The sequence below is a fragment of the Streptomyces sp. NPDC052064 genome (assembly GCF_055585925.1).
This window is the reverse complement of record NZ_JBVJJE010000007.1, coordinates 279604-299915: the sequence shown is the minus strand read 5'-3', so window position 1 is coordinate 299915 and position 20312 is coordinate 279604. Positions and strand designations below refer to the sequence as shown.

Genomic DNA, 20312 nt, shown 5'->3' with positions numbered 1-20312 from the left:
CTCCGGCTGGGTTCCAATCATGTTCGCTGGGTATTCCCCTGGCGTGAGGGAGAGCGCAAGGGTGAAGATCGGACACACCCCGACCGTCTTTGTGATCTAGGGGTTTCAATCGACACCCGCCCAGGTAGGGTCTGGAAGCGTCCAGCTCCCCTTGGAGGAGGTGAGGACCGTGGCAGCCCACGACGACGACATGAACCGCGGCATCCGCCCGGGACGCGGGTCCGACGACCCGGCCGGGCAGATCGCCTACCTTGAGCAGGAGATCGCCGTCCTGCGACGCAAGCTCGCCGACTCTCCGCGACACACGAGGATTCTCGAAGAGCGGATCGTCGAGCTGCAGACCAATCTGGCCGGCGTGTCCGCGCAGAACGAGCGACTCGCCAACACGCTCCGTGAGGCCCGTGACCAGATCGTGGCCCTCAAGGAGGAAGTCGACCGGCTCGCACAGCCGCCGGCCGGCTTCGGGGTCTTCCTGACGGCGAACGAGGACGGCACCGCCGACATCTTCACCGGCGGCCGCAAGCTCAGGGTGAACGTCAGCCCCAGCGTCGAGCTCGAAGAGCTCCGGCGTGGCCAGGAAGTAATGCTCAACGAAGCGCTCAACGTGGTCGAGGCCATGGAGTACGAGCGCGTCGGTGACATCGTCACCCTCAAGGAGATCCTCGAGGACGGCGAGCGGGCCCTCGTGCTCGGGCACACCGACGAGGAGCGAGTGGTACGGCTCGCCGAGCCGCTGCTGGACGTGAACATCCGGCCCGGTGACGCCCTGCTGCTCGAACCCCGCTCGGGCTACGTCTACGAGATCGTTCCGAAGAGCGAGGTCGAGGAACTCGTCCTCGAAGAAGTCCCCGACATCGGCTACGAGCAGATCGGTGGTCTCGGCGGCCAGATCGAGGCCATCCGCGACGCGGTCGAGCTCCCCTACCTCTACCCGGACCTGTTCAAGGAGCACGAACTGCGGCCGCCGAAGGGTGTCCTGCTGTACGGGCCCCCCGGATGCGGCAAGACGCTCATCGCCAAGGCCGTGGCCAACTCGCTGGCCAAGAAGGTCGCCGAGGTGACCGGCCAGGCCGCAGGCAAGAGCTTCTTCCTCAACATCAAGGGCCCCGAGCTCCTGAACAAGTACGTCGGTGAGACGGAGCGGCAGATCCGCCTCGTCTTCCAGCGGGCCCGTGAGAAGGCCAGCGAGGGCACGCCCGTCATCGTCTTCTTCGACGAGATGGAGTCCCTCTTCCGCACTCGTGGCTCCGGTGTCAGCTCGGACGTGGAGAACACCATCGTCCCGCAGCTGCTCGCCGAGATCGACGGTGTGGAGGGCCTGCAGAACGTGGTCGTGATCGGTGCCTCCAACCGTGAGGACATGATCGACCCGGCCATCCTGCGGCCCGGTCGGCTGGACGTGAAGATCAAGATCGAGCGTCCGGACGCCGAGGCGGCCAAGGACATCTTCGGCAAGTACCTCACCGAGCGCCTCCCGCTGCACAGCGACGACCTCGCCGAGCACAGCGGATCCAAGGCCTCCACGGTTCAGAGCATGATCCAGACGGCCGTCGAACAGATGTACGCCGAATCCGAGGAGAACCGCTTCCTGGAGGTCACCTACGCCAACGGCGACAAGGAAGTCCTCTACTTCAAGGACTTCAACTCCGGCGCCATGATCGAGAACATCGTGGGCCGCGCCAAGAAGATGGCGATCAAGGACTTCCTCGAGAAGAACCAGAAGGGCCTCCGGGTCTCCCACCTCCTCCAGGCCTGCGTGGACGAGTTCAAGGAGAACGAGGACCTGCCGAACACCACCAACCCGGACGACTGGGCCCGGATCTCCGGAAAGAAGGGCGAGCGGATCGTATACATCCGTACGCTCATCACCGGAAAGCAGGGCGCGGACACCGGACGCTCCATCGACACGGTGGCGAACACCGGTCAGTACCTGTAAAAGGCAGGGCGGCTGCGGGTGCCCTCGGCGGGTACCCGCAGCCGACTGTTTTTCAGGCCAGCTGGAGCAACGCAATGACGCAAATGATCTCCCCACCAGCGCAAAGGCGTTCTAGGCTCTTGCGTACCGCCAAGTCGCGCAGTGCGGGGACGGGCACCGCACACGCAACCGAGCGCCAGCGGTATCTGAGTGGCGCCCACGACCGAGGGCGCCGCCGGGCAAGGAGGGCCGCATGACCGTACGGCGAGTAATGGGCATCGAGACGGAGTACGGAATCTCCGTCCCCGGCCACCCCAACGCCAATGCCATGCTCACCTCGTCCCAGATCGTGAACGCCTACGCGGCGGCGATGCACCGGGCCCGCCGGGCCCGCTGGGACTTCGAGGAGGAGAACCCGCTGCGGGACGCGCGAGGCTTCGACCTCGCCCGCGAGGCCGCCGACTCCAGTCAGCTCACCGACGAGGACATCGGCCTGGCCAACGTGATCCTCACCAACGGCGCACGGCTCTACGTCGACCACGCACACCCCGAGTACAGCGCCCCCGAGGTCACCAACCCGCGGGACGCCGTCCTGTGGGACAAGGCCGGCGAGCGGATCATGGCGGAGGCCGCGGAACGGGCCGCCCAGCTGCCCGGTGCCCAGCCGATCCACCTGTACAAGAACAACACCGACAACAAGGGCGCGTCCTACGGCACGCACGAGAACTACCTGATGAAGCGGGAGACCCCCTTCTCGGACATCGTGCGCCACCTGACGCCGTTCTTCGTCTCCCGCCAGGTCTTCACCGGAGCGGGGCGCGTCGGCATCGGCCAGGACGGGCACGAGCACGGCTTCCAGCTCAGCCAGCGAGCCGACTACTTCGAGGTCGAGGTCGGTCTCGAGACGACGCTCAAGCGCCCGATCATCAACACCCGCGACGAGCCGCACGCGGACGCCGAGAAGTACCGCCGTCTGCACGTGATCATCGGCGACGCGAACCTGTCGGAGATCTCGACGTACCTCAAGCTGGGGACGACCTCCCTGGTCCTGTCGATGATCGAGGACGGTTTCATCGCCGTCGACCTGGCCGTCGACCAGCCGGTCCGCACCCTCCACCAGGTCTCGCACGACCCGTCCCTGAAGCGCCTGATCACGCTGCGCAGCGGCCGTACGCTCACGGCGGTCCAGCTTCAGATGGAGTACTACGAGCTCGCGCGCAAGTACGTGGAGGAGCGGTTCGGGGCCGACGCCGACGACCAGACCAAGGACGTCCTGTCCCGCTGGGAGGACACCCTCACCCGTCTGGAGCACGACCCGATGAGCCTCGCCGGCGAGCTGGACTGGGTCGCCAAGCGGGAGCTCATGGAGGGCTACCGGCGCCGGGACGACCTCGACTGGGACGCGGCGCGGCTGCACCTGGTCGACCTGCAGTACGCCGACGTACGGCCCGAGAAGGGTCTGTACAACCGTCTGGTGGCCCGCGGGCGCATGAAGCGGCTGCTGGACGAGACGGACGTCGAGCGGGCCCGTACGGCGCCGCCGGAGGACACCCGCGCGTACTTCCGCGGCCGCTGCCTGGAGCAGTACGCGGACGACGTGGCGGCGGCCTCCTGGGACTCGGTGATCTTCGACCTGCCGGGCCGGGACTCCCTCCAGCGGGTTCCAACCCTGGAACCGCTTCGCGGAACGCGTAATCACGTCAAGGAGCTTCTGGATCGCTGCCGCACCGCGGAAGACCTGGTCAGGGTCCTTTCGGGCGGGTGAGCGCGTTCAGCGGGTACTCGGGTGGGGCCCGCCGGACAGGGTGGAAAATCCCAGGTCCGGGAATCATCGAGGTGGTCCCCGTACGTTGGAGCAACTGCGGGGCCATTGTCAGACCCGGCGAGTAGGGTCTGATCTTGACCGAGCAACTGTGTCGGGCGAACCGAGCGGGGTGAGGGATATGGCGACCAAGGACACCGGCGGCGGACAGCAGAAGGCCACCCGGTCCACCGAGGAGGTCGAGGAGCAGGCGGCAGAGGCGCAGGCTTCGGAGGACGTCAAGGAGCGTCACGAGAAGCTGAGCGACGACGTGGACTCGGTTCTGGACGAGATCGACGACGTCCTCGAGGAGAACGCCGAGGACTTCGTGCGCTCCTTCGTTCAAAAGGGTGGCCAGTAGAGCATCTCTGCCTTCAATTCGAAGGTGTATGGGGTGCATGGGTGATGGACGGGCGGCGCGGAGCGCTGCGCGCGGGCAGTGCATGACGTGATGCCTTCGCGTGCGGCGCTCCGGGCGCCGGTGGCGTCCGGAGCCGTTCGCCCGCCTGATGAGCGCGGAGGGCAAGTGCGGCGTCGCTCCGGCGGAGTTGGTCCCGCCGGGCATGTGGATCACCGCCGAAGGACGGGTAGGGTCCGAGGCATACCGTGCCCCCGGTCGCAACCGGACCGGGGTTGTTCCAAGGATCGGCCCGACGTCACAGGGCGGGCTGTCGCATACGTGGAAGGAATCGCGTGGAAGCCAACACTCGTAGCACCGGGCGTCTACCAGCTGCCTTCCTGACGCCAGGGTCTTCCTCCTTCATGGACTTCCTGTCCGATCACCAGCCCGAACTGCTGCCGGGTAACAAGAAGTTGCCGCCGGTGCAGGGGGCGATCGAGGCGCCGCACGGCACGACGATCGTGGCCGTGACGTTCCCCGGCGGCGTCGTCCTCGCCGGTGACCGGCGGGCCACCATGGGCAACGTCATCGCGCAGCGGGACATCGAGAAGGTCTTCCCGGCCGACGAGTACTCGGCCGTGGGCATCGCCGGTACGGCGGGTCTGGCCGTGGAGATGGTGAAGCTGTTCCAGCTGGAGCTGGAACACTTCGAGAAGGTCGAGGGCGCGCAGCTGTCCCTGGAGGGCAAGGCGAACCGGCTGTCGACGATGATCCGCTCGAACCTGGGGATGGCCATGCAGGGGCTGGCCGTCGTTCCGCTGTTCGCCGGGTACGACGTGGACCGGGAGAAGGGGCGGATCTTCTCCTACGACGTGACGGGCGGGCGCTCCGAGGAGCAGGGTTATGCGGCCACGGGTTCCGGGTCGATCTTTGCTCGCGGCGCGATGAAGAAGCTCTTCCGGGACGACCTGAACGAGGCCGAGGCCACGACGCTCGTGGTCCAGGCGCTCTACGACGCGGCAGACGACGACTCGGCGACCGGCGGTCCCGATGTCGCCCGCCGGATCTATCCCATCGTCACCGTGATCACCGAGGACGGTTTCCGCCGGCTCTCCGAGAACGAGTCGTCCGAGATCGCACGCTCGGTTCTGGAGCGGCGTCTGGAGCAGCCCGACGGCCCGCGGGCCGCACTGCTGTGAGCAGCGGGCTGTCTTCATGAGGGTGGTCCAGTGAACCGACGGAATCTTCAAGAGAGGGACGGATAACCGGTGTCGACGCCGTTCTATGTCTCACCCCAGCAGGCGATGGCCGACAAGGCCGAGTACGCCCGCAAGGGCATCGCCCGTGGTCGCAGCCTGGTCGTGCTGCAGTACGCCGACGGCATCGTGTTCGTCGGGGAGAACCCGTCCCGTGCGCTGCACAAGTTCAGCGAGATCTATGACCGGATCGGCTTCGCGGCCGCCGGCAAGTACAACGAGTACGAGAACCTTCGGATCGGCGGTGTGCGCTACGCCGACCTGCGGGGTTATACCTACGACCGGGCCGATGTGACGGCCCGGGGCCTGGCGAACGTGTACGCGCAGACGCTGGGCACGATCTTCTCCAGTGTCGGGGAGAAACCGTACGAGGTGGAGCTGGTCGTCGCGGAGGTCGGGGAGACGCCCGAGGGCGACCAGATCTACCGGTTGCCGCATGACGGTTCCATCGTGGACGAGCACGGCTCGGTCGCGGTGGGGGGCAACGCGGAGCAGATCAGCAGCTATCTGGACCAGCGTCACCAGGACGGTATGACGCTGGCCGAGGCGCTGAAGCTGGCGGTGCAGGCGCTGTCCCGTGACACGAACGGCAGCGAGCGGGAGATTCCCGCGGAGCGGCTGGAAGTGGCGGTGCTGGACCGTACGCGGCCGCAGAAGCGCAAGTTCAAGCGGATCAGTGGGCGCCAGCTGGGCCGACTGCTGGAGGCGGGCGGGGCGACCACGGCGTCGGAGGCCGAGGCGGACGCGGATGCTGAAGCTGAGGCGTCCGGGGACGGCGAGTAGTCGTCCACTGTCGCGCGCCCTGGCCGTTTCTGCGGTCGGGGCGCGCGGTCGTATGCCTGCGCGTGCCTCCGGCGGTTGGGCGGGGTGCCTGCGGCGGCCTGTGCGGGTGCGGTGGGGGTGCGTGTGGCGCCTGCGGCCGGCTTGTGGGTCGGGGCCGCGTCGGGGGTGTCCGTCCTCGGAACGGCGTGATGGGGTCGGACGCCGACTGACTGTCCGCTGACGCGCCAACCGCTGCGGGCGGACACCCCCGCCCATCAGTCGCAGGCCGTCGCTGTGGGCTGCGGTGCAGGTGCAGGTGCAGGTGCCTGGGGGCCTGCTGTGCTGCCGCAGGCCATCCCGTTCCGCCAAGTTGCGGGCACCACCCCGCCCCGGCACCAACGCCGAGCGGCTACGGCAAGACCGGTGGTGCCGTAGAGGCCCGCACCACCAGCCGCACCGGAATGTCCCCGCCCTCGGGCTCACGGCCCTCCAGGACGGCCAGCAGCGCCCGCATGCCCCGTTCGCCGAACAACTCGGCGTCCAGGCGGACCGTCGTCAGCTCAGGGTCGATCGCCGTGGCCAGGGCCAGATCGTCCAGGCCGGTGACCGACAGGTCGTCCGGGACGCGCAGGCCCAGGCGGCGAGCTGCCTTGTACGTGCCGGCGGCCAGCTGGTCGTCGTCGCAGATCACGGCCGTAGGGCGGGGGCCGGGCTCCGAGAGGGCGGGTTCGGCCGCGGCCACCGCGCCCTCGATGGAGATCGGTGAGCGGGCCGTGCGGACGGACGTACCGGGCACCTCGGCCAGACGAGCCGCCAGCTCCCGGGCGCGTACCTCGAAGGTCCAGGACGGTACGTCCGCCGCGAGGTGGAGGAACCGCCGGTGGCCGAGGGACAGCAGGTGCTCCGCGACCTGGCGGACACCGTCGGCGATGTCCAGGTTCACCGTCGCCGCCCCCAGGCTGCCCGCCGGGTCGCTGTCCAGCATCACCAGCGGCAAAGCCTCCCCACGGATCGCGGTCAGCGCGTCCGCGGCCATGGACGAGGCGATGACGCCGTCCAGAGCGGCTTGGGCGGAGGCGAAGGGATCCCGGGCGGGGCCGATGCCCTCGGGGGAGGGGTAGAGGACCACGCCGAAGCCGTGCTCGGCGGCGACGCGGGTGGCGCCCGTGTAGACACCGGCGAAGAACTCCGTGGTCAGGGCCGGGACCACGAGCAGGACCGTGCGGGTGCGGCCCAGGCGCAGGTTGCGGGCGGCCAGGTTCGGGCGGTAGCCCAGGTCGCGCGCGGCCTCGCGGACCCGCTCCGCCGTCGCCTCCGAGACGCGCCCGCGCCACTTGTCCCCGAGGACCAGGGAGACCGCCGCCTGGGAGACGCCGGCGGCCTGGGCGACGTCCCGGCTCGTGGGGCGGGTGCTGCCTCGTGCCACCGTCGGGCCGCTCCTTCGTCTGGACTCGTGAACAGCGGCCATGGTACGTATGGAAGCCGACGTTATACGTAAAACCTAGGGCGGGGACATGGCCACGGGATATCTGGAGATCCTCCGGGCGCGACACGCCGCCCGGCTGCTCGTCGGCACGCTCGTCGGCCGGCTGCCCAACGCCACGGCGGCCATCGCCATCCTGCTGTTCGTACGGGCCGAAGGCGGTTCGTACAGCGTCGCGGGGGCGCTGGTGGGCGTGTACGGCGTCGCCAACGCCGTGGGGCAGCCGGTGCTGGGCCGGCTCGTGGACCTGCGCGGGCAGCCGCGGGTGCAGTTGCCGGCGGCTCTTCTCTCCGGGCTCGCCATGGCTGTTTTCGCGTTTGCCGGTATCGGGTCGCTGCCCCTCGCGTATGCCGCCGTCGCGGCCGCCGGGCTCTTCACGCCGCCCCTCGAGGGCGGGCTGCGGGCTCTGTGGTCGTCCGTCCTCCGCAAGGAGGAGCACGTACACACCGCGTACGCCATGGACGCCGTGGCCCAGGAGGTGATGTTCACCGTCGGGCCGCTCCTCGTGACGCTGTGCGTGTCCCTGTGGTCCGCCCAGGCCGCGCTGCTCGTGCTGAACGTGGTCGGGGTGCTGGGGGCGCTGTCCGTGGTGGTGTCGCCGCCCTCGCGCGCGTGGCGGTCGGCGCCGCGTGAGGCGCACTGGCTCGGGGCGCTGCGCTCGTCGGGGCTGCTGGCGCTGCTGGCGGCGTTCCTGTTCATAGGGATGGCGCTCGGCTCCATCACGGTCGCCTCGGTGCCCTACGCGGACGACCACGGCGGTGACGTGGTGTACGGCTGGCTGATGGCGGCCCTGGGGTTCGGGGCGCTGGTCGGCGGCTCCGTCTACGGGGCGCGGCAGTGGGCCGGTGAGCCCGCGCGGCGACTGCGGGTGCTGGTGGCCCTTCTGGTGGTGTGTTACCTGCCGCTGATGCTCATGCCGGACGCGGTGCCGATGGTGGCGCTGACGGCGCTCGCCGGCGTCTTCCTCGCGCCCGCCATCGCCTGCGCGTTCGTCCTGGTCGACCGGCACGCCCCGCGCGGCACGGTCACCGAGGCGTTCTCCTGGCTGGTGACGACGTTCACCGTGGGCCACTCGGTCGGAGCGGGCGTCGCGGGGCCCGTCGTAGAGACGGGCGGGGCCCTGTGGGGCTTCGCCGTGCCGTGTGTGGCGGGTGGCGTGTCCCTGCTGGTTTTGACCGCCACGGGGCGGGTACTCGCAGCTCCCGGTGGGGGAGCGGTGGTTGCCGCCGGTTCGGAAAATGATCCAAACCGTGCCGTCGAACCCCGTTTCAGTTCAGGGGATCGGGCGTAATGTTCCCTCATGGACCGCCGCATTTTCGGGCTGGAGAACGAGTACGGCGTCACGTGCACGTTCAGGGGACAGCGCCGCCTGTCTCCTGACGAGGTGGCGCGGTACCTCTTCCGCCGTGTCGTGTCATGGGGCCGCAGTAGCAATGTCTTTCTGCGAAACGGCGCCCGCCTCTATCTCGACGTGGGTTCACATCCGGAATACGCCACACCCGAATGTGACAACGTGACCGAACTGGTCACCCACGACAAAGCGGGCGAGCGCATTCTCGAGGGACTCCTGGTGGACGCCGAACGACGCCTGCACGAGGAGGGAATCGCGGGCGACGTCTACCTCTTCAAGAACAACACCGATTCGGCGGGCAACTCCTACGGCTGCCACGAGAACTATCTCGTCGCCCGGCACGGGGAGTTCTCCCGGCTCGCGGACATTCTGATTCCGTTCCTGGTCACACGGCAGTTGCTGTGCGGCGCGGGCAAGGTGCTCCAGACGCCGCGCGGTGCCGTGTACTGCGTCAGCCAGCGGGCCGAGCACATCTGGGAGGGCGTCTCCTCGGCGACGACCCGCTCCCGGCCGATCATCAACACGCGTGACGAGCCGCACGCGGACGCCGAGCGCTACCGCCGCCTGCACGTCATCGTGGGCGACTCCAACATGTCCGAGACGACCATGCTGCTCAAGGTCGGCGCCACCGACCTGGTGCTGCGCATGATCGAGGCGGGCACGGTGATGCGGGACCTCACCCTGGAGAACCCGATCCGGGCGATCCGCGAGGTCAGCCACGACATCACCGGCCGCCGCAAGGTCCGCCTGGCCAGCGGACGCGAGGCCTCCGCCCTGGAGGTGCAGCGCGAGTACTACGAGAAGGCCCTGGACTTCTGCGACCGCCGCGGCATCCGCACCGGCACCGTGGAGCAGGTCCTGGAGCTGTGGGGCCGCACGCTGGACGCGATCGAGACCGAGGACCTCGACCGCATCGGCACCGAGATCGACTGGGTCATGAAGTACAAGCTCCTCGAGCGGTACCGGGCCAAGCACAACATGACCATGTCGCATCCGCGCGTCGCGCAGATAGACCTCGCCTACCACGACATCCACCGCCGTCGTGGCCTGTACTACCTGCTCGAGAAGAAGGGTCAGGCAGCACGCATCTGCAACGACTTGAAGATCTTCGAGGGCAAGTCCGTTCCGCCGCAGACCACTCGGGCCCGGCTGCGCGGCGACTTCATCCGGCGCGCGCAGGAACAGCGCCGTGACTTCACGGTCGACTGGGTGCACCTCAAGCTCAACGACCAGGCCCAGCGCACCGTGTTGTGCAAGGACCCGTTCCGTTCCGTGGACGACCGGGTGGAGAAGCTGATCGCCGGAATGTGAGGAAATGCGCCGGCGGGGAAATCGCCGGAACGCCACACGGGCGCCGTACGTTACAAGTACGGCGCCCTTCTCACGCCGTAGAGTTGCGCGCACGCCATCAACGAGACGATCGATTACGAGGCCCCCACAGTGCGCCGACGCTCACTTCTCATCTCTGTACCCGCTGGACTGGCCACGCTCGCCGCATGCGGCGACGACAAGTCCGACTCGAGCAAGGCCAGCGACAGCCCGTCGCCCTCGGCGTCGGCGCCGTCCGCGGCCCCGCCGCCGAAGATCGTCGACGGTCCGCTGCCGGCGGTCACCGCGGGCACGAAGTTCGACGAGAAGCCGACGATCGCCAAGGGCAGTGGAGCCCCGTCGAAGCAGCTCGCGGTGAAGACCCTGGTCGCGGGCAGCGGCAAGACCATCGCGGAGAACGACTTCGTCGTCGCGAACTACCTGGGCCAGGTCTGGAACACCGCCAAGGTCTTCGACAACTCCTACGACCGCAAGACCCGCCTGGCCATCCAGCTCGCCCAGGGCCAGATCATCGACGGCTGGCGGTACGCGCTGGCCGGCAAGAAGGCCGGCAGCCGCGTCGAGATGGCCGTCCCGCCCACCTGGGGCTACGGCTCGCAGGGCAACCCGCAGGCGGGCATCAAGGGCACCGACACCCTGGTCTTCGTCGTCGACGTGCAGGACACGTTCAACGCCAAGAGCTCCGCCAAGGGCAAGGAGGTCCCGCAGGGCAACGCGGACCTGCCCAAGGTCGGCACCAACACCGACGGCAAGGCGCCCTCCATCGAGGTGCCCAAGGCGGCCGCGCCGAAGAAGCTCGTGGCGGAGTACGTCCTGGAGGGCGACGGCGAGGAGGTCGCCGCCGACAACAGCGTCCTCGTGCAGTACAAGGGCGTGCTGTGGGACGGCGGCAAGGAGTTCGACTCGTCGTACGCCAACAAGCAGCTGGTGTCGTTCTCGCTCCAGCAGGTCGTCAAGGGCTGGGCGCAGGGCCTGACCGGCAAGAAGGTCGGCAGCCGGGTCCTCATCGTCATCCCGCCGGAGCTGGGATACGGGGACAAGCCGCCGCAGGGCAGCGGCATCAAGAAGGACTCCACGCTGGTCTTTTCGGTGGACATCCTCGCGAAGCTGTGACGCGCGTGGGATGTAAGACTGTGCGTGTTCGCCTTTCCGTAGACAAGCAGGAGCTAGAGACGTGAGCATCGACAAGCCCGAGATCGACTTCCCGGGCGGCGAGCCCCCGGCGGACCTCGAGATCAAGGACATCTGGGAAGGCGACGGCCCGGTCGCGCAGGCGGGCCAGACCGTCACCGTGCACTACGTCGGCGTCGCCTTCAGCACGGGCGAGGAGTTCGACGCCAGCTGGAACCGCGGCACCCCCTTCCGCTTCCCGCTGGGCGGCGGCCGGGTCATCAAGGGCTGGGACCAGGGCGTGCAGGGCATGAAGGTCGGCGGCCGCCGCCAGCTGACCGTCCCCGCCCACCTCGCCTACGGCAACCAGAGCCCGACCCCTCTGATCAAGCCCGGCGAGACGCTGATCTTCGTGGTCGACCTGCTCGGGGTCTGAGCAGGATCCGAACAGACTCGATCACGTGGGGCCCATGCCTGTTCGGGCATGGGCCCTCGGCTTTTGCCGGGCCACCGTGTGGCGGTACGGTCATCGCTCGTAAGCACCATAGGGAGGCGAAGCGCGTCGATGGCCATTGCCAAGGCCGAGCGTCTGATGAACCTGGCGCTGTGTCTGCTCGGGACGCGGCGGCCGCTCAGCAAGCGCGAGCTGCGCGACTCCATCGAGGCCTACGTCGAGGCCTTCGGGCCGGGCAACGGCTCGGGCGGCAACGACGACTCCTTCAACCGCATGTTCGAGCGCGACAAGGACGACCTGCGCGAACTCGGTCTGGTCATCGAGACCGTCGAGAGCCTCGACGGCGAGGTCGGCTATCTGGCCCGCCGCGACAGCAACCGTCTCCCGCCCATCACCCTGGACGCCGAGGAGGCCGCGGCGCTCGGGCTCGCCGCCAAGGTGTGGCAGCAGGCCCGGCTCGCCGGCGCGGCCAGCGGCGCCCTCCAGAAGCTGCGCGCGGCCGGGCTCCCCGAGGACGTCGATCCGTACGGGTCGCACGGCGCCCTTGAGCCGCGCATCCCCGTGCACGAGGCGGCGTTCGAACCGCTGATGCTCGCCTGCCGGGACCGCAGGCCCCTCGTGTTCGACTACCGCAAGGCCACCGCCGCACACCCCGAGCAGCGGCACGTGGAGCCGTGGGCGCTGGAGTGCTGGCGGGGCCACTGGTACCTGGCGGGCTGGGACCGCGACCGGGGCGCCGAGCGGGTCTTCCGGCTGTCCCGGATCACCGGCAAGGTCCGCTCGCGCGGCGGCCGGTACACCGCTCCCGTGCCGGACGTCGTCACCGTCCGTGAGACCGTCGCGAGCTGGGCCGGGGAGATCACCGACCGGTCGGCGCGGATCCGGCTGCGCTCGGACGCGGGGTACCCCCTTCGGGCGAAGGCCACCTCCGTACGGGAACTCGGTGACGGCTGGGACGAGTTGGAGATTCCGTACGGCCACGGGCTGGACGCCTGGCTGGTGGAGTTCGGGCCGGACGTGGTCGTCCTTGAGCCCGCGGAGCTGCGGGCCGACGTGGTGGACCGGCTGCGGGCCGTGGCCAAGGGCTGAGGGGGAGCGGACGAGACAGTGGCAGGCAAACCGGTCAGGCCCGTGAACGCCATCGACCAGACCAGACGGATGCTCTCCCTGGTGACGTATCTGAGGGAGCGCCCCGGGGCCCGGGTCGAGGACGTCGCGCGCGCCTTCGGCATCACCGAGGACGAGCTGGTCTCCGACCTCGACGTGCTGCCCATGTGCGGCACCAGCTTCCGCGGCGGCGACCTGCTCGACATCGACACCGACGGCGAGCGCATCTGGTGGCACAACCCGGCCGCCCTGGCGGCGGAGGCGGCCGAGCCGCTCAGGCTCGCCGCCGACGAGGCCACCGCCCTGCTCGTCGCCGCCCGGGCCGTGGCCACGCTGCCCGGACTGCGTGAGAGCGACCGGCAGGCGCTGCTGCGTGCGACGGCCAAGGTGGAGGCCGCGGCCGGCGAGGCGGCGGGCGCCAGCTCGCGGCTGTCGGTGACCTTCGAATCGGAGGGTGGCGTCTTCGCGGACGTCGACCGGGCGATCGCCGAGCGCCGCCGCCTGTGGATCCGCTACTACTCGCCCGCGCGCGACGAGGTCACCGAGCGGGAGATCGACCCGATCCGCCTGGTCAGCGTGGGGCACACGTATGTCGAGGCCTGGTGCCGCCGCTCGGAGGCGCGTCGCACCTTCCGGCTCGACCGGGTCGCCGAGATCAAGATCCTGGACGAGCCGTCGGCACCGCCGGAGATCGAGCTGCGGGACCTGTCGGAGGCGCTGGTGCAGCCCGCGGCCGAGGACCCGGAGGTCGTGGTCGAGGTCGGGCCCGGCGGCCGCTGGGTCGCCGAGTACTACCCGCATGACACTGCGGATGAGCTCCCGGACGGCGGGCTGCGTATCACTCTGCGGACCCCCGAGCCCGCGTCGCTGCGGCGCCTGGCGCTGCGGCTGGGGCGCGACGGCCGCATCGTGTCGCCGCCCGAGCTGGCGGACAGCGCCCGGCAGGCCGCCCGCGAGGCGCTGGCGGCGTACGACGGGATCGAGGCGGTGGCGGCGGCCGACGATGCGGAGGGGGCCGAGGTCCGCGGGCCGCACGCGGTGGCGGACGGGCCGGACGGCAGGCGCGTGTGAGCCGCAGGTGCCCGGGGCGCCGACGGCCGGTTGCCAGGGCCGTCCCCCGCCACCGCTGCGGTGCCGGGGGGCGGACCTGGTCGACGTCGGTGGCGAGCCGGCCCGCCCCGGCGTCCCCCGGGTGCCCCGAAGGCGAACGACCCGAGAAAGAGGAGCCAGGGCTGTGAGCGAGTCGGTGACGTCCGGTGCGATGGGCATGACGGTGGAGTCCGCGTTCGGCGGGATGAGGAGCGTGACCCCGGTGGTGTTCCGGGCGGGCTGCCCGGACTGCCGGGGGCGCTTCGAACTCACCGCGGGTGCCCTGCGCCTCGCCATCGGCGCCACGAGCCGCACCACCTTCTACTCCTTCACCTGCCCGGAGTGCGGTGCGTCCGTGCGCAAGCCCGCGGGGGAGCGGATCGTGGAGCTGCTCACCGGCGGCGGCGTGCGGACCCTTCGGCTGCACTCGACCCTGTAGAGGGTCTGGACGTGCGGCGTTCCAGGAGGGTCTAGGCTCGGCGTCATGTTCTGGCCGATGTTCGCGATTGCCGTGGGATTCGTGGGTCTCGCCGTGCTCGGGGTGCTCGCCGTGCGGGTCTTCGTCGAGGCACAGCGCCTGGGCAGCCAGGTCACGGATTCGGCGCGCCGTATCAACCGCGCAGCGGAGGACCTGGAGCGGGCGGCGGAGAGCGCGGCCCGGTCCGTGGACGCCCTGTGAGCTGTCCTGCGGGCGGCTGTGAGTCGGGCTTTGGGGCACTTCGCCCTGTCACCTCGGCGGTTCGGACAGGTACGCTGCTGGTCGCGGCCCGGTTAACGAGGCACTGGCCGCGGACGGGAGTACGCACAGGGGATGCAGAGGGATTGCCTCACGTTTACCCCTGAGCGTTACGATCGCTGTCGACACGATCGTTCGGACACATGTCCGACTGGTCGGACAGCACCCCACCACAGCCGCCTCGGTGAGAAGGTAAAGACTTATGTTCGGAAGGCTCGGAGCCCCCGAGATCATTCTCATCCTCGTCGTCATCATCCTGCTGTTCGGCGCGAAGAAGCTTCCGGACATGGCTCGGTCGCTCGGCAAGTCCGCCCGCATCCTCAAGAGCGAGGCCAAGGCGATGAAGGACGAGAACAAGTCGTCCACGACCCCGGCCGGCCCGCCCAACAACGACGAGCAGCCCTCGCAGCGCACCATCCAGGCCGCCCCCGGTGACGTGACCAGCTCGCGCCCGGTCAACGAGCCGACGGACACGACCAAGCGCTGACGCAGGGCCGGTGACCTCCGGCCCGCCGCACGAGATGGGAACGTGGGTTGCTGAAGTCTGCCCGCAAGAAGGAGACGGATCCCGAGGGGCGGATGCCCCTCGCGGAGCACCTTCGCGAGCTCCGCAACCGGCTCGTGAAAAGCCTGCTGGCGATCGTTGTCACGACAATCGTCGCCGCTTTCTTCTACAAGGACATCATCCAGTTCTTCACGGATCCCATCCTTGATGCGGTGGGATGCCAGTACAGCTTCGCCGAACTGGCGAAGGGCACCGAGGAAACCCAGTGTGCGCGGATCGTCCAGAACGGTCTGCTGAGCCCGTTCACCCTCGCTCTCACGGTCTCGCTGTCCTCGGGTGTGGCCCTTGCGGCTCCGGTGTGGCTGTACCAGTTGTGGGCCTTCGTGGCGCCAGGCCTGCACCGACACGAGAAGAAGTACTCACTCGCCTTCGTGGCCGCGGGATTCCCGCTGTTCCTCATGGGCGGGTTCTTCGCCTACTGGTCGCTGCCCAAGATGGCGTCGGTGATGCTCGAGTTCTCGATCATCGGCAGCGACAACCAGCTTCCCCTGGATGATCTCCTGCAGCTGGTCATGCGGATGATCATCGTCTTCGGACTCTCCTTCGAGCTGCCGTTGCTGCTGGTCATGCTGAACTTCGGCGGTGTCCTCTCCGGCAAGAGGATGGCCGGCTGGTGGCGCGGCATGATCATGGGCATCACTCTGTTCGCCGCGATCGCCACTCCCAGCACCGACCCGATCTCCATGCTTGCCCTGGCGGGCCCCATCTGGGTCATGTACTTCGCAGCGAGCGCGATCGCCCTCGCGAACGACAGGCGGCGTGCCCGTCGCGAGGCGGAGAAGCCGGCGGACGACGAGGCCTCCGAGCTGGATCTCACCCCCGAGGACATCGGCGCGATCGAGCCCGTGACCACCAGCCGCGCCGCGCTGCCCGAGCAGGCGAGCGCGGACCGGACGGACCGGGTCAACGGTTATGACGACGTGACCTGAAGATCGGCAGGCAGCTCATAGGGTCGGTCGCGTGACCAGCGAGATCACCCTCTTCGTCAACCCCACCGCGGGCCGCGGCCGGGGCGCCCGCGCGGCGCAGCCGGCCGCTTCCGCTTTGCGGGCGGCCGGTTTCTCGGTACGCACGGTGCTCGGGGAGGACGCCGCCGACGCCCTCACACGGGCGCGTGCCGCCGTCGAGGGCGGTACCGGGGCACTGATAGCCGTTGGCGGTGACGGCATGGCCAACCTCGCGCTGCGGGCGGTCGCGGGCACGCGCACCCCGCTCGGCCTGGTCGCCGTCGGCACCGGCAACGACTTCGCCCGCACCCTCGGCCTGCCCGTGCGGGAGCCGGCCGCAGCGGGCCGCATGATCGCCGACGCCCTCAAGTGCGGCCGGATCCACGACGTGGACCTCGGGCAGGTGGGCGACAGCTGGTTCGGCACGGTCCTCGCCTCCGGATTCGACTCCCGCGTCAACGACCGGGGCAACCGCATGCGATGGCCCGCCGGCCGCTTCAAGTACGACCTCGCGATGGTCGCCGAACTCGCGGCGTTCCGGCCCGTCCCGTACCGGATCAGGCTCGACGACGGCGACGTGCGTGAGGTCGAGGCGACCCTGGTGGCCGTCGGCAACGGCTCCTCGTACGGCGGCGGCATGCGGATCTGCCCCGGCGCCGACCTGACCGACGGCCTGTTCGACATCACGGTGGTCGGGGACTGCAGCCGTACGACGCTGCTGCGGGTGTTCCCGAGGGTGTACCGGGGGGCCCACGTCGAGCATCCGAAGGTGACCGTGCTGCGGGCGGCGCGGGTCGAGATCACCGCCGAGGGGATCACGGGGTACGCGGACGGGGAGCCGCTGGGGCCGCTGCCGCTGAGCGCGCGCTGCGTGCGCGGGGGAGTGCGCGTCGTCGGCCCCTGAGCTGGAGGGATCCGAGGTTTCACAGGATCGGTTCCGGATAATGATCGTCCTGTTGTCGGTGCGGCCCGGTACGCTCGAAAGCACGATGACAGAGGATCTCTCACCGGCCGAGCGGTACGCGGCAGCCCGTCAGCGCGCTGCCGAGCAGGCCACCGCGCTCGCCTCCTTCCGCGAGATGTACGACTTCGGCCTCGACCCCTTCCAGATCGAGGCCTGCCAGGCGCTCGAGGCGGGGAAGGGCGTGCTGGTAGCCGCGCCCACCGGCTCCGGCAAGACGATCGTCGGCGAGTTCGCCGTCCACCTCGCCCTCCAGCAGGGCAAGAAGTGCTTCTACACGACGCCCATCAAGGCGCTGTCGAACCAGAAGTACGCCGACCTGTGCCGCCGCTACGGCACGGACAAGGTGGGCCTGCTCACCGGCGACAACAGCGTCAACTCCGGCGCGCCGGTGGTCGTGATGACCACCGAGGTGCTGCGGAACATGCTGTACGCCGGTTCGCAGACCCTCCTGGGCCTCGGCTACGTGGTCATGGACGAGGTGCACTACCTCTCCGACCGCTTCCGTGGAGCCGTATGGGAAGAGGTGATCATTCATCTTCCCGAGTCGGTCACGCTCGTCTCCCTCTCGGCGACCGTGTCGAACGCCGAGGAGTTCGGCGACTGGCTCGACACGGTCCGCGGCGACACCGAGGTGATCGTCTCCGAGCACCGGCCCGTGCCGCTGTTCCAGCACGTGCTGGCCGGGCGGCGGATGTACGACCTGTTCGAGGAGGGCGAGGGCCACAAGAAGGCAGTCAACCCCGACCTCACGCGCATGGCGCGCATGGAGGCGAGCCGGCCGTCGTACCAGGACCGCCGGCGCGGCCGACTGCGCGAGGCCGACCGCGAGCGCGAGCGCAGACAACGGTCCCGGGTGTGGACGCCGAGCCGGCCCGAGGTCATCGAGCGGCTCGACGCCGAGGGGCTGCTGCCCGCCATCACCTTCATCTTCAGCCGCGCCGCCTGCGAGGCCGCCGTCCAGCAGTGCCTGTACGCGGGCCTCAGGCTCAACGACGAGGAGGCGCGCCAGCGGGTACGCGCGCTCGTCGAGGAGCGCACGGCGTCCATCCCGCACGAGGACCTGCACGTCCTCGGCTACTACGAGTGGCTGGAGGGCCTGGAGCGCGGCATCGCCGCCCACCACGCGGGCATGCTGCCGACCTTCAAGGAGGTCGTGGAGGAACTGTTCGTGCGCGGCCTGGTCAAGGCCGTGTTCGCGACCGAGACCCTCGCCCTCGGCATCAACATGCCCGCCCGTTCCGTGGTGCTGGAGAAGCTCGTCAAGTGGAACGGCGAGCAGCACGCGGACATCACCCCGGGCGAGTTCACGCAGCTCACCGGCCGGGCCGGGCGACGTGGCATCGACGTCGAGGGCCACGCCGTGGTGCTGTGGCAGCGCGGCATGAACCCCGAGCACCTGGCGGGCCTGGCCGGCACGCGCACGTATCCGCTGCGCTCCAGCTTCAAGCCGTCGTACAACATGGCGGTCAACCTGGTCGAGCAGTTCGGCCGGCACCGCTCGCGCGAGCTGCTGGAGACGTCCTTCGCGCAGTTCCAGGCGGACAAGTCGGTCGTCGGCATCTCCCGGCAGGTGCAGCGCAACGAGGAGGGACTGGAGGGCTACAAGGCCTCCATGACCTGCCACCTCGGCGACTTCGAGGAGTACGCGCGGCTGCGCCGCGAACTGAAGGACCGGGAGAACGAACTGGCCCGGCAGGGTGCGGCACAGCGGCGCGCGGAGGCCGCGGTCGCGCTGGAGAAGCTGAAGCCCGGTGACGTCATCCACGTGCCCACCGGCAAGTACGCGGGCCTGGCGCTGGTGCTGGACCCGGGCCTGCCCGCGGGCCGTTCCAACGGCCACCGCGGATTCGAGCACCACGACGGGCCGCGCCCGCTGGTGCTGACCGCCGAGCGGCAGGTGAAGCGGCTGGCGGCCATCGACTTCCCGGTGCCGGTGGAGCCGCTGGAGCGGATGCGGATCCCGAAGTCCTTCAACCCCCGTTCCCCGCAGTCCCGTAGGGACCTCGCGTCCGCGCTGCGTACCAAGGCCGGGCACATCCCGGCGGACCGGCACCGCAAGCGGCGCTCCCAGGCGGCCGACGACCGTGAGATCGCCCGGCTGCGGACCGCGCTCCGCGCGCATCCGTGTCACGGGTGCAACGACCGTGAGGACCACGCCCGTTGGGCCGAGCGGTACCACCGTCTGATGCGGGACACCTCGCAGCTGGAGCGGCGCATCGAGGGCCGTACGAACACGATCGCGCGGACGTTCGACCGGATCGTGGCGCTGCTGACCGAACTGGACTACCTGCGCGGTGACGAGGTCACCGAGCACGGCAAGCGGCTCGCGCGGCTGTACGGCGAGCTGGACCTGCTCGCCAGCGAGTGCCTGCGCGAGGGCGTCTGGGAGGGGCTCGGCCCGGCCGAACTGGCCGGGTGCGTCTCGGCGTTGGTGTACGAGGCGCGCGCCGGGGACGACGCGCTGGCGCCGAAGCTGCCGTCGGGGAAGGCCAAGGCCGCGCTGGGGGAGACGGTGCGGATCTGGGGGCGGCTGGACGCCCTGGAGGAGGAGTTCCGGATCACCCAGACGGAGGGGGTCGGGCAGCGTGAGCCCGATCTCGGGTTCGCCTGGGCCGCGTACATGTGGGCCTCCGGGAAGGGGCTCGACGAGGTGCTGCGCGAGGCGGAGATGCCGGCGGGGGACTTCGTGCGGTGGTGCAAGCAGGTCATCGATGTGCTGGGGCAGATCGCGGCGGCGGCGCCGGAGGGGTCTTCAGTGGTGAAGAACGCCCGTAAGGCCGTTGATCTGTTGCTGCGGGGAGTTGTCGCCTACTCGTCGGTGGGGTGAGCTTGCTGCGTGGGTGCCGGTGTTCGTGGTTGCTCGCGCCCAGGCGGCGGAGCCGCACATTGACACAGCCCCGCGCCCCTGAAAGTACGTTGCTCTGAAGGTCCCTCACTCGTGAAGGTGAGGGACTTTCGCATACCCGTTCGCAACTACCCTTCGTATTCGAACGGTGTCGCAGCGTGTAAACGGTTGAGCGTACTATCCCTTCGCGACCGGTTTCCGGCAGTTGCTGAATATGACACGGCGATGATCCGGTCGGACTAAGCTCGCCCGCAGCGC

At 69.5% G+C, this 20312-nt stretch carries 18 protein-coding genes; 17 read left to right on the top strand and 1 reads right to left on the bottom strand.

All coding sequences use genetic code 11. From position 1 onward, the window contains the following. Positions 1–169 precede the first annotated feature (169 nt). The 5 genes from arc (at position 170) to prcA (ending at position 6095) form a co-directional block, all read left to right on the top strand. Complete coding sequence (gene arc / locus ACZ6TU_RS21065) at positions 170–1936, top strand: proteasome ATPase (protein ID WP_467675625.1); 1767 nt, start codon at positions 170–172, stop codon at positions 1934–1936. Between the two features lie 232 nt (positions 1937–2168). Next, complete coding sequence (dop, locus tag ACZ6TU_RS21060) at positions 2169–3680, top strand: depupylase/deamidase Dop (RefSeq protein ID WP_467675623.1); 1512 nt, start codon at positions 2169–2171, stop codon at positions 3678–3680. 178 nt (positions 3681–3858) lie between these two features. After that, a complete protein-coding gene (locus tag ACZ6TU_RS21055; protein ID WP_010045349.1) occupies positions 3859–4077 on the top strand; it encodes a ubiquitin-like protein Pup in 219 nt (72 codons plus the stop codon). Positions 4078–4409: 332 nt separating this feature from the next. After that, the gene (prcB, locus tag ACZ6TU_RS21050) at positions 4410–5255 is read left to right on the top strand and encodes a proteasome subunit beta (RefSeq protein WP_469550186.1); all 846 of its coding nucleotides are present in this window, start codon (positions 4410–4412) and stop codon (positions 5253–5255) included. Between the two features lie 69 nt (positions 5256–5324). Continuing rightward, positions 5325–6095 (top strand): proteasome subunit alpha, encoded by a 771-nt coding sequence (gene prcA, locus ACZ6TU_RS21045; protein WP_467675619.1) that lies wholly within the window; start codon positions 5325–5327, stop codon positions 6093–6095. Between the two features lie 388 nt (positions 6096–6483). Here the strand turns inward: prcA and ACZ6TU_RS21040 are convergent, their stop codons facing one another. Then, complete coding sequence (locus ACZ6TU_RS21040; protein WP_467675617.1) at positions 6484–7500, bottom strand: LacI family DNA-binding transcriptional regulator; 1017 nt, start codon at positions 7498–7500, stop codon at positions 6484–6486. 88 nt (positions 7501–7588) lie between these two features. Here ACZ6TU_RS21040 and ACZ6TU_RS21035 point away from each other — a divergent pair, with 88 nt between their 5' ends. From ACZ6TU_RS21035 to ACZ6TU_RS20980, 12 genes are all read left to right on the top strand, one after another. After that, complete coding sequence (locus ACZ6TU_RS21035) at positions 7589–8848, top strand: MFS transporter (RefSeq protein WP_467675615.1); 1260 nt, start codon at positions 7589–7591, stop codon at positions 8846–8848. A 9-nt stretch (positions 8849–8857) separates the two neighbouring features. Next, positions 8858–10219 carry a Pup--protein ligase gene (gene pafA, locus ACZ6TU_RS21030; protein ID WP_467675613.1) on the top strand — a complete coding sequence of 454 codons (1362 nt, stop codon included), beginning with the start codon at positions 8858–8860 and terminating at the stop codon, positions 10217–10219. A gap of 129 nt (positions 10220–10348) precedes the next feature. After that, entirely contained in the window at positions 10349–11350 is a 1002-nt protein-coding gene (locus ACZ6TU_RS21025; RefSeq protein WP_467675611.1) for an FKBP-type peptidyl-prolyl cis-trans isomerase, read from the top strand. Between the two features lie 61 nt (positions 11351–11411). Continuing rightward, positions 11412–11783, top strand: a complete 372-nt coding sequence (locus ACZ6TU_RS21020) for an FKBP-type peptidyl-prolyl cis-trans isomerase (protein ID WP_248507422.1) — start codon at positions 11412–11414, stop codon at positions 11781–11783. Positions 11784–11912: 129 nt separating this feature from the next. Beyond that, positions 11913–12890 carry a helix-turn-helix transcriptional regulator gene (locus ACZ6TU_RS21015; RefSeq protein ID WP_467675609.1) on the top strand — a complete coding sequence of 326 codons (978 nt, stop codon included), beginning with the start codon at positions 11913–11915 and terminating at the stop codon, positions 12888–12890. Positions 12891–12908: 18 nt separating this feature from the next. Further along, positions 12909–13979 (top strand): helix-turn-helix transcriptional regulator, encoded by a 1071-nt coding sequence (locus ACZ6TU_RS21010; protein ID WP_467675607.1) that lies wholly within the window; start codon positions 12909–12911, stop codon positions 13977–13979. A 163-nt stretch (positions 13980–14142) separates the two neighbouring features. Further along, positions 14143–14436 carry a hypothetical protein gene (locus tag ACZ6TU_RS21005; protein ID WP_467675605.1) on the top strand — a complete coding sequence of 98 codons (294 nt, stop codon included), beginning with the start codon at positions 14143–14145 and terminating at the stop codon, positions 14434–14436. Positions 14437–14481: 45 nt separating this feature from the next. Continuing rightward, positions 14482–14676, top strand: a complete 195-nt coding sequence (locus tag ACZ6TU_RS21000) for a hypothetical protein (RefSeq protein ID WP_059419435.1) — start codon at positions 14482–14484, stop codon at positions 14674–14676. Between the two features lie 259 nt (positions 14677–14935). Next, positions 14936–15220 (top strand): Sec-independent protein translocase subunit TatA, encoded by a 285-nt coding sequence (tatA, locus tag ACZ6TU_RS20995; RefSeq protein WP_059419437.1) that lies wholly within the window; start codon positions 14936–14938, stop codon positions 15218–15220. Positions 15221–15267: 47 nt separating this feature from the next. After that, positions 15268–16227 (top strand): twin-arginine translocase subunit TatC, encoded by a 960-nt coding sequence (gene tatC, locus ACZ6TU_RS20990; RefSeq protein ID WP_467675603.1) that lies wholly within the window; start codon positions 15268–15270, stop codon positions 16225–16227. Positions 16228–16258: 31 nt separating this feature from the next. After that, positions 16259–17149 carry a diacylglycerol kinase gene (locus ACZ6TU_RS20985; protein WP_467675601.1) on the top strand — a complete coding sequence of 297 codons (891 nt, stop codon included), beginning with the start codon at positions 16259–16261 and terminating at the stop codon, positions 17147–17149. A 40-nt stretch (positions 17150–17189) separates the two neighbouring features. Further along, positions 17190–20036 (top strand): DEAD/DEAH box helicase, encoded by a 2847-nt coding sequence (locus ACZ6TU_RS20980; protein WP_467675599.1) that lies wholly within the window; start codon positions 17190–17192, stop codon positions 20034–20036. Positions 20037–20312: the final 276 nt, after the last annotated feature.

Excerpts from the sequence above, each read along its gene's own strand:
- ACZ6TU_RS20980 (WP_467675599.1), top strand. The coding sequence starts at position 17,190 with ATGATCGTCCTGTTGTCGGTGCGGCCCGGTACGCTCGAAAGCACGATG.
- ACZ6TU_RS21015 (WP_467675609.1), top strand. The coding sequence starts at position 11,913 with ATGGCCATTGCCAAGGCCGAGCGTCTGATGAACCTGGCGCTGTGTCTG.
- ACZ6TU_RS21055 (WP_010045349.1), top strand. The coding sequence starts at position 3,859 with ATGGCGACCAAGGACACCGGCGGCGGACAGCAGAAGGCCACCCGGTCC.
- ACZ6TU_RS21000 (WP_059419435.1), top strand. The coding sequence starts at position 14,482 with ATGTTCTGGCCGATGTTCGCGATTGCCGTGGGATTCGTGGGTCTCGCC.
- dop (WP_467675623.1), top strand. The coding sequence starts at position 2,169 with ATGACCGTACGGCGAGTAATGGGCATCGAGACGGAGTACGGAATCTCC.
- pafA (WP_467675613.1), top strand. The coding sequence starts at position 8,858 with ATGGACCGCCGCATTTTCGGGCTGGAGAACGAGTACGGCGTCACGTGC.
- tatA (WP_059419437.1), top strand. The coding sequence starts at position 14,936 with ATGTTCGGAAGGCTCGGAGCCCCCGAGATCATTCTCATCCTCGTCGTC.
- ACZ6TU_RS21035 (WP_467675615.1), top strand. The coding sequence starts at position 7,589 with ATGGCCACGGGATATCTGGAGATCCTCCGGGCGCGACACGCCGCCCGG.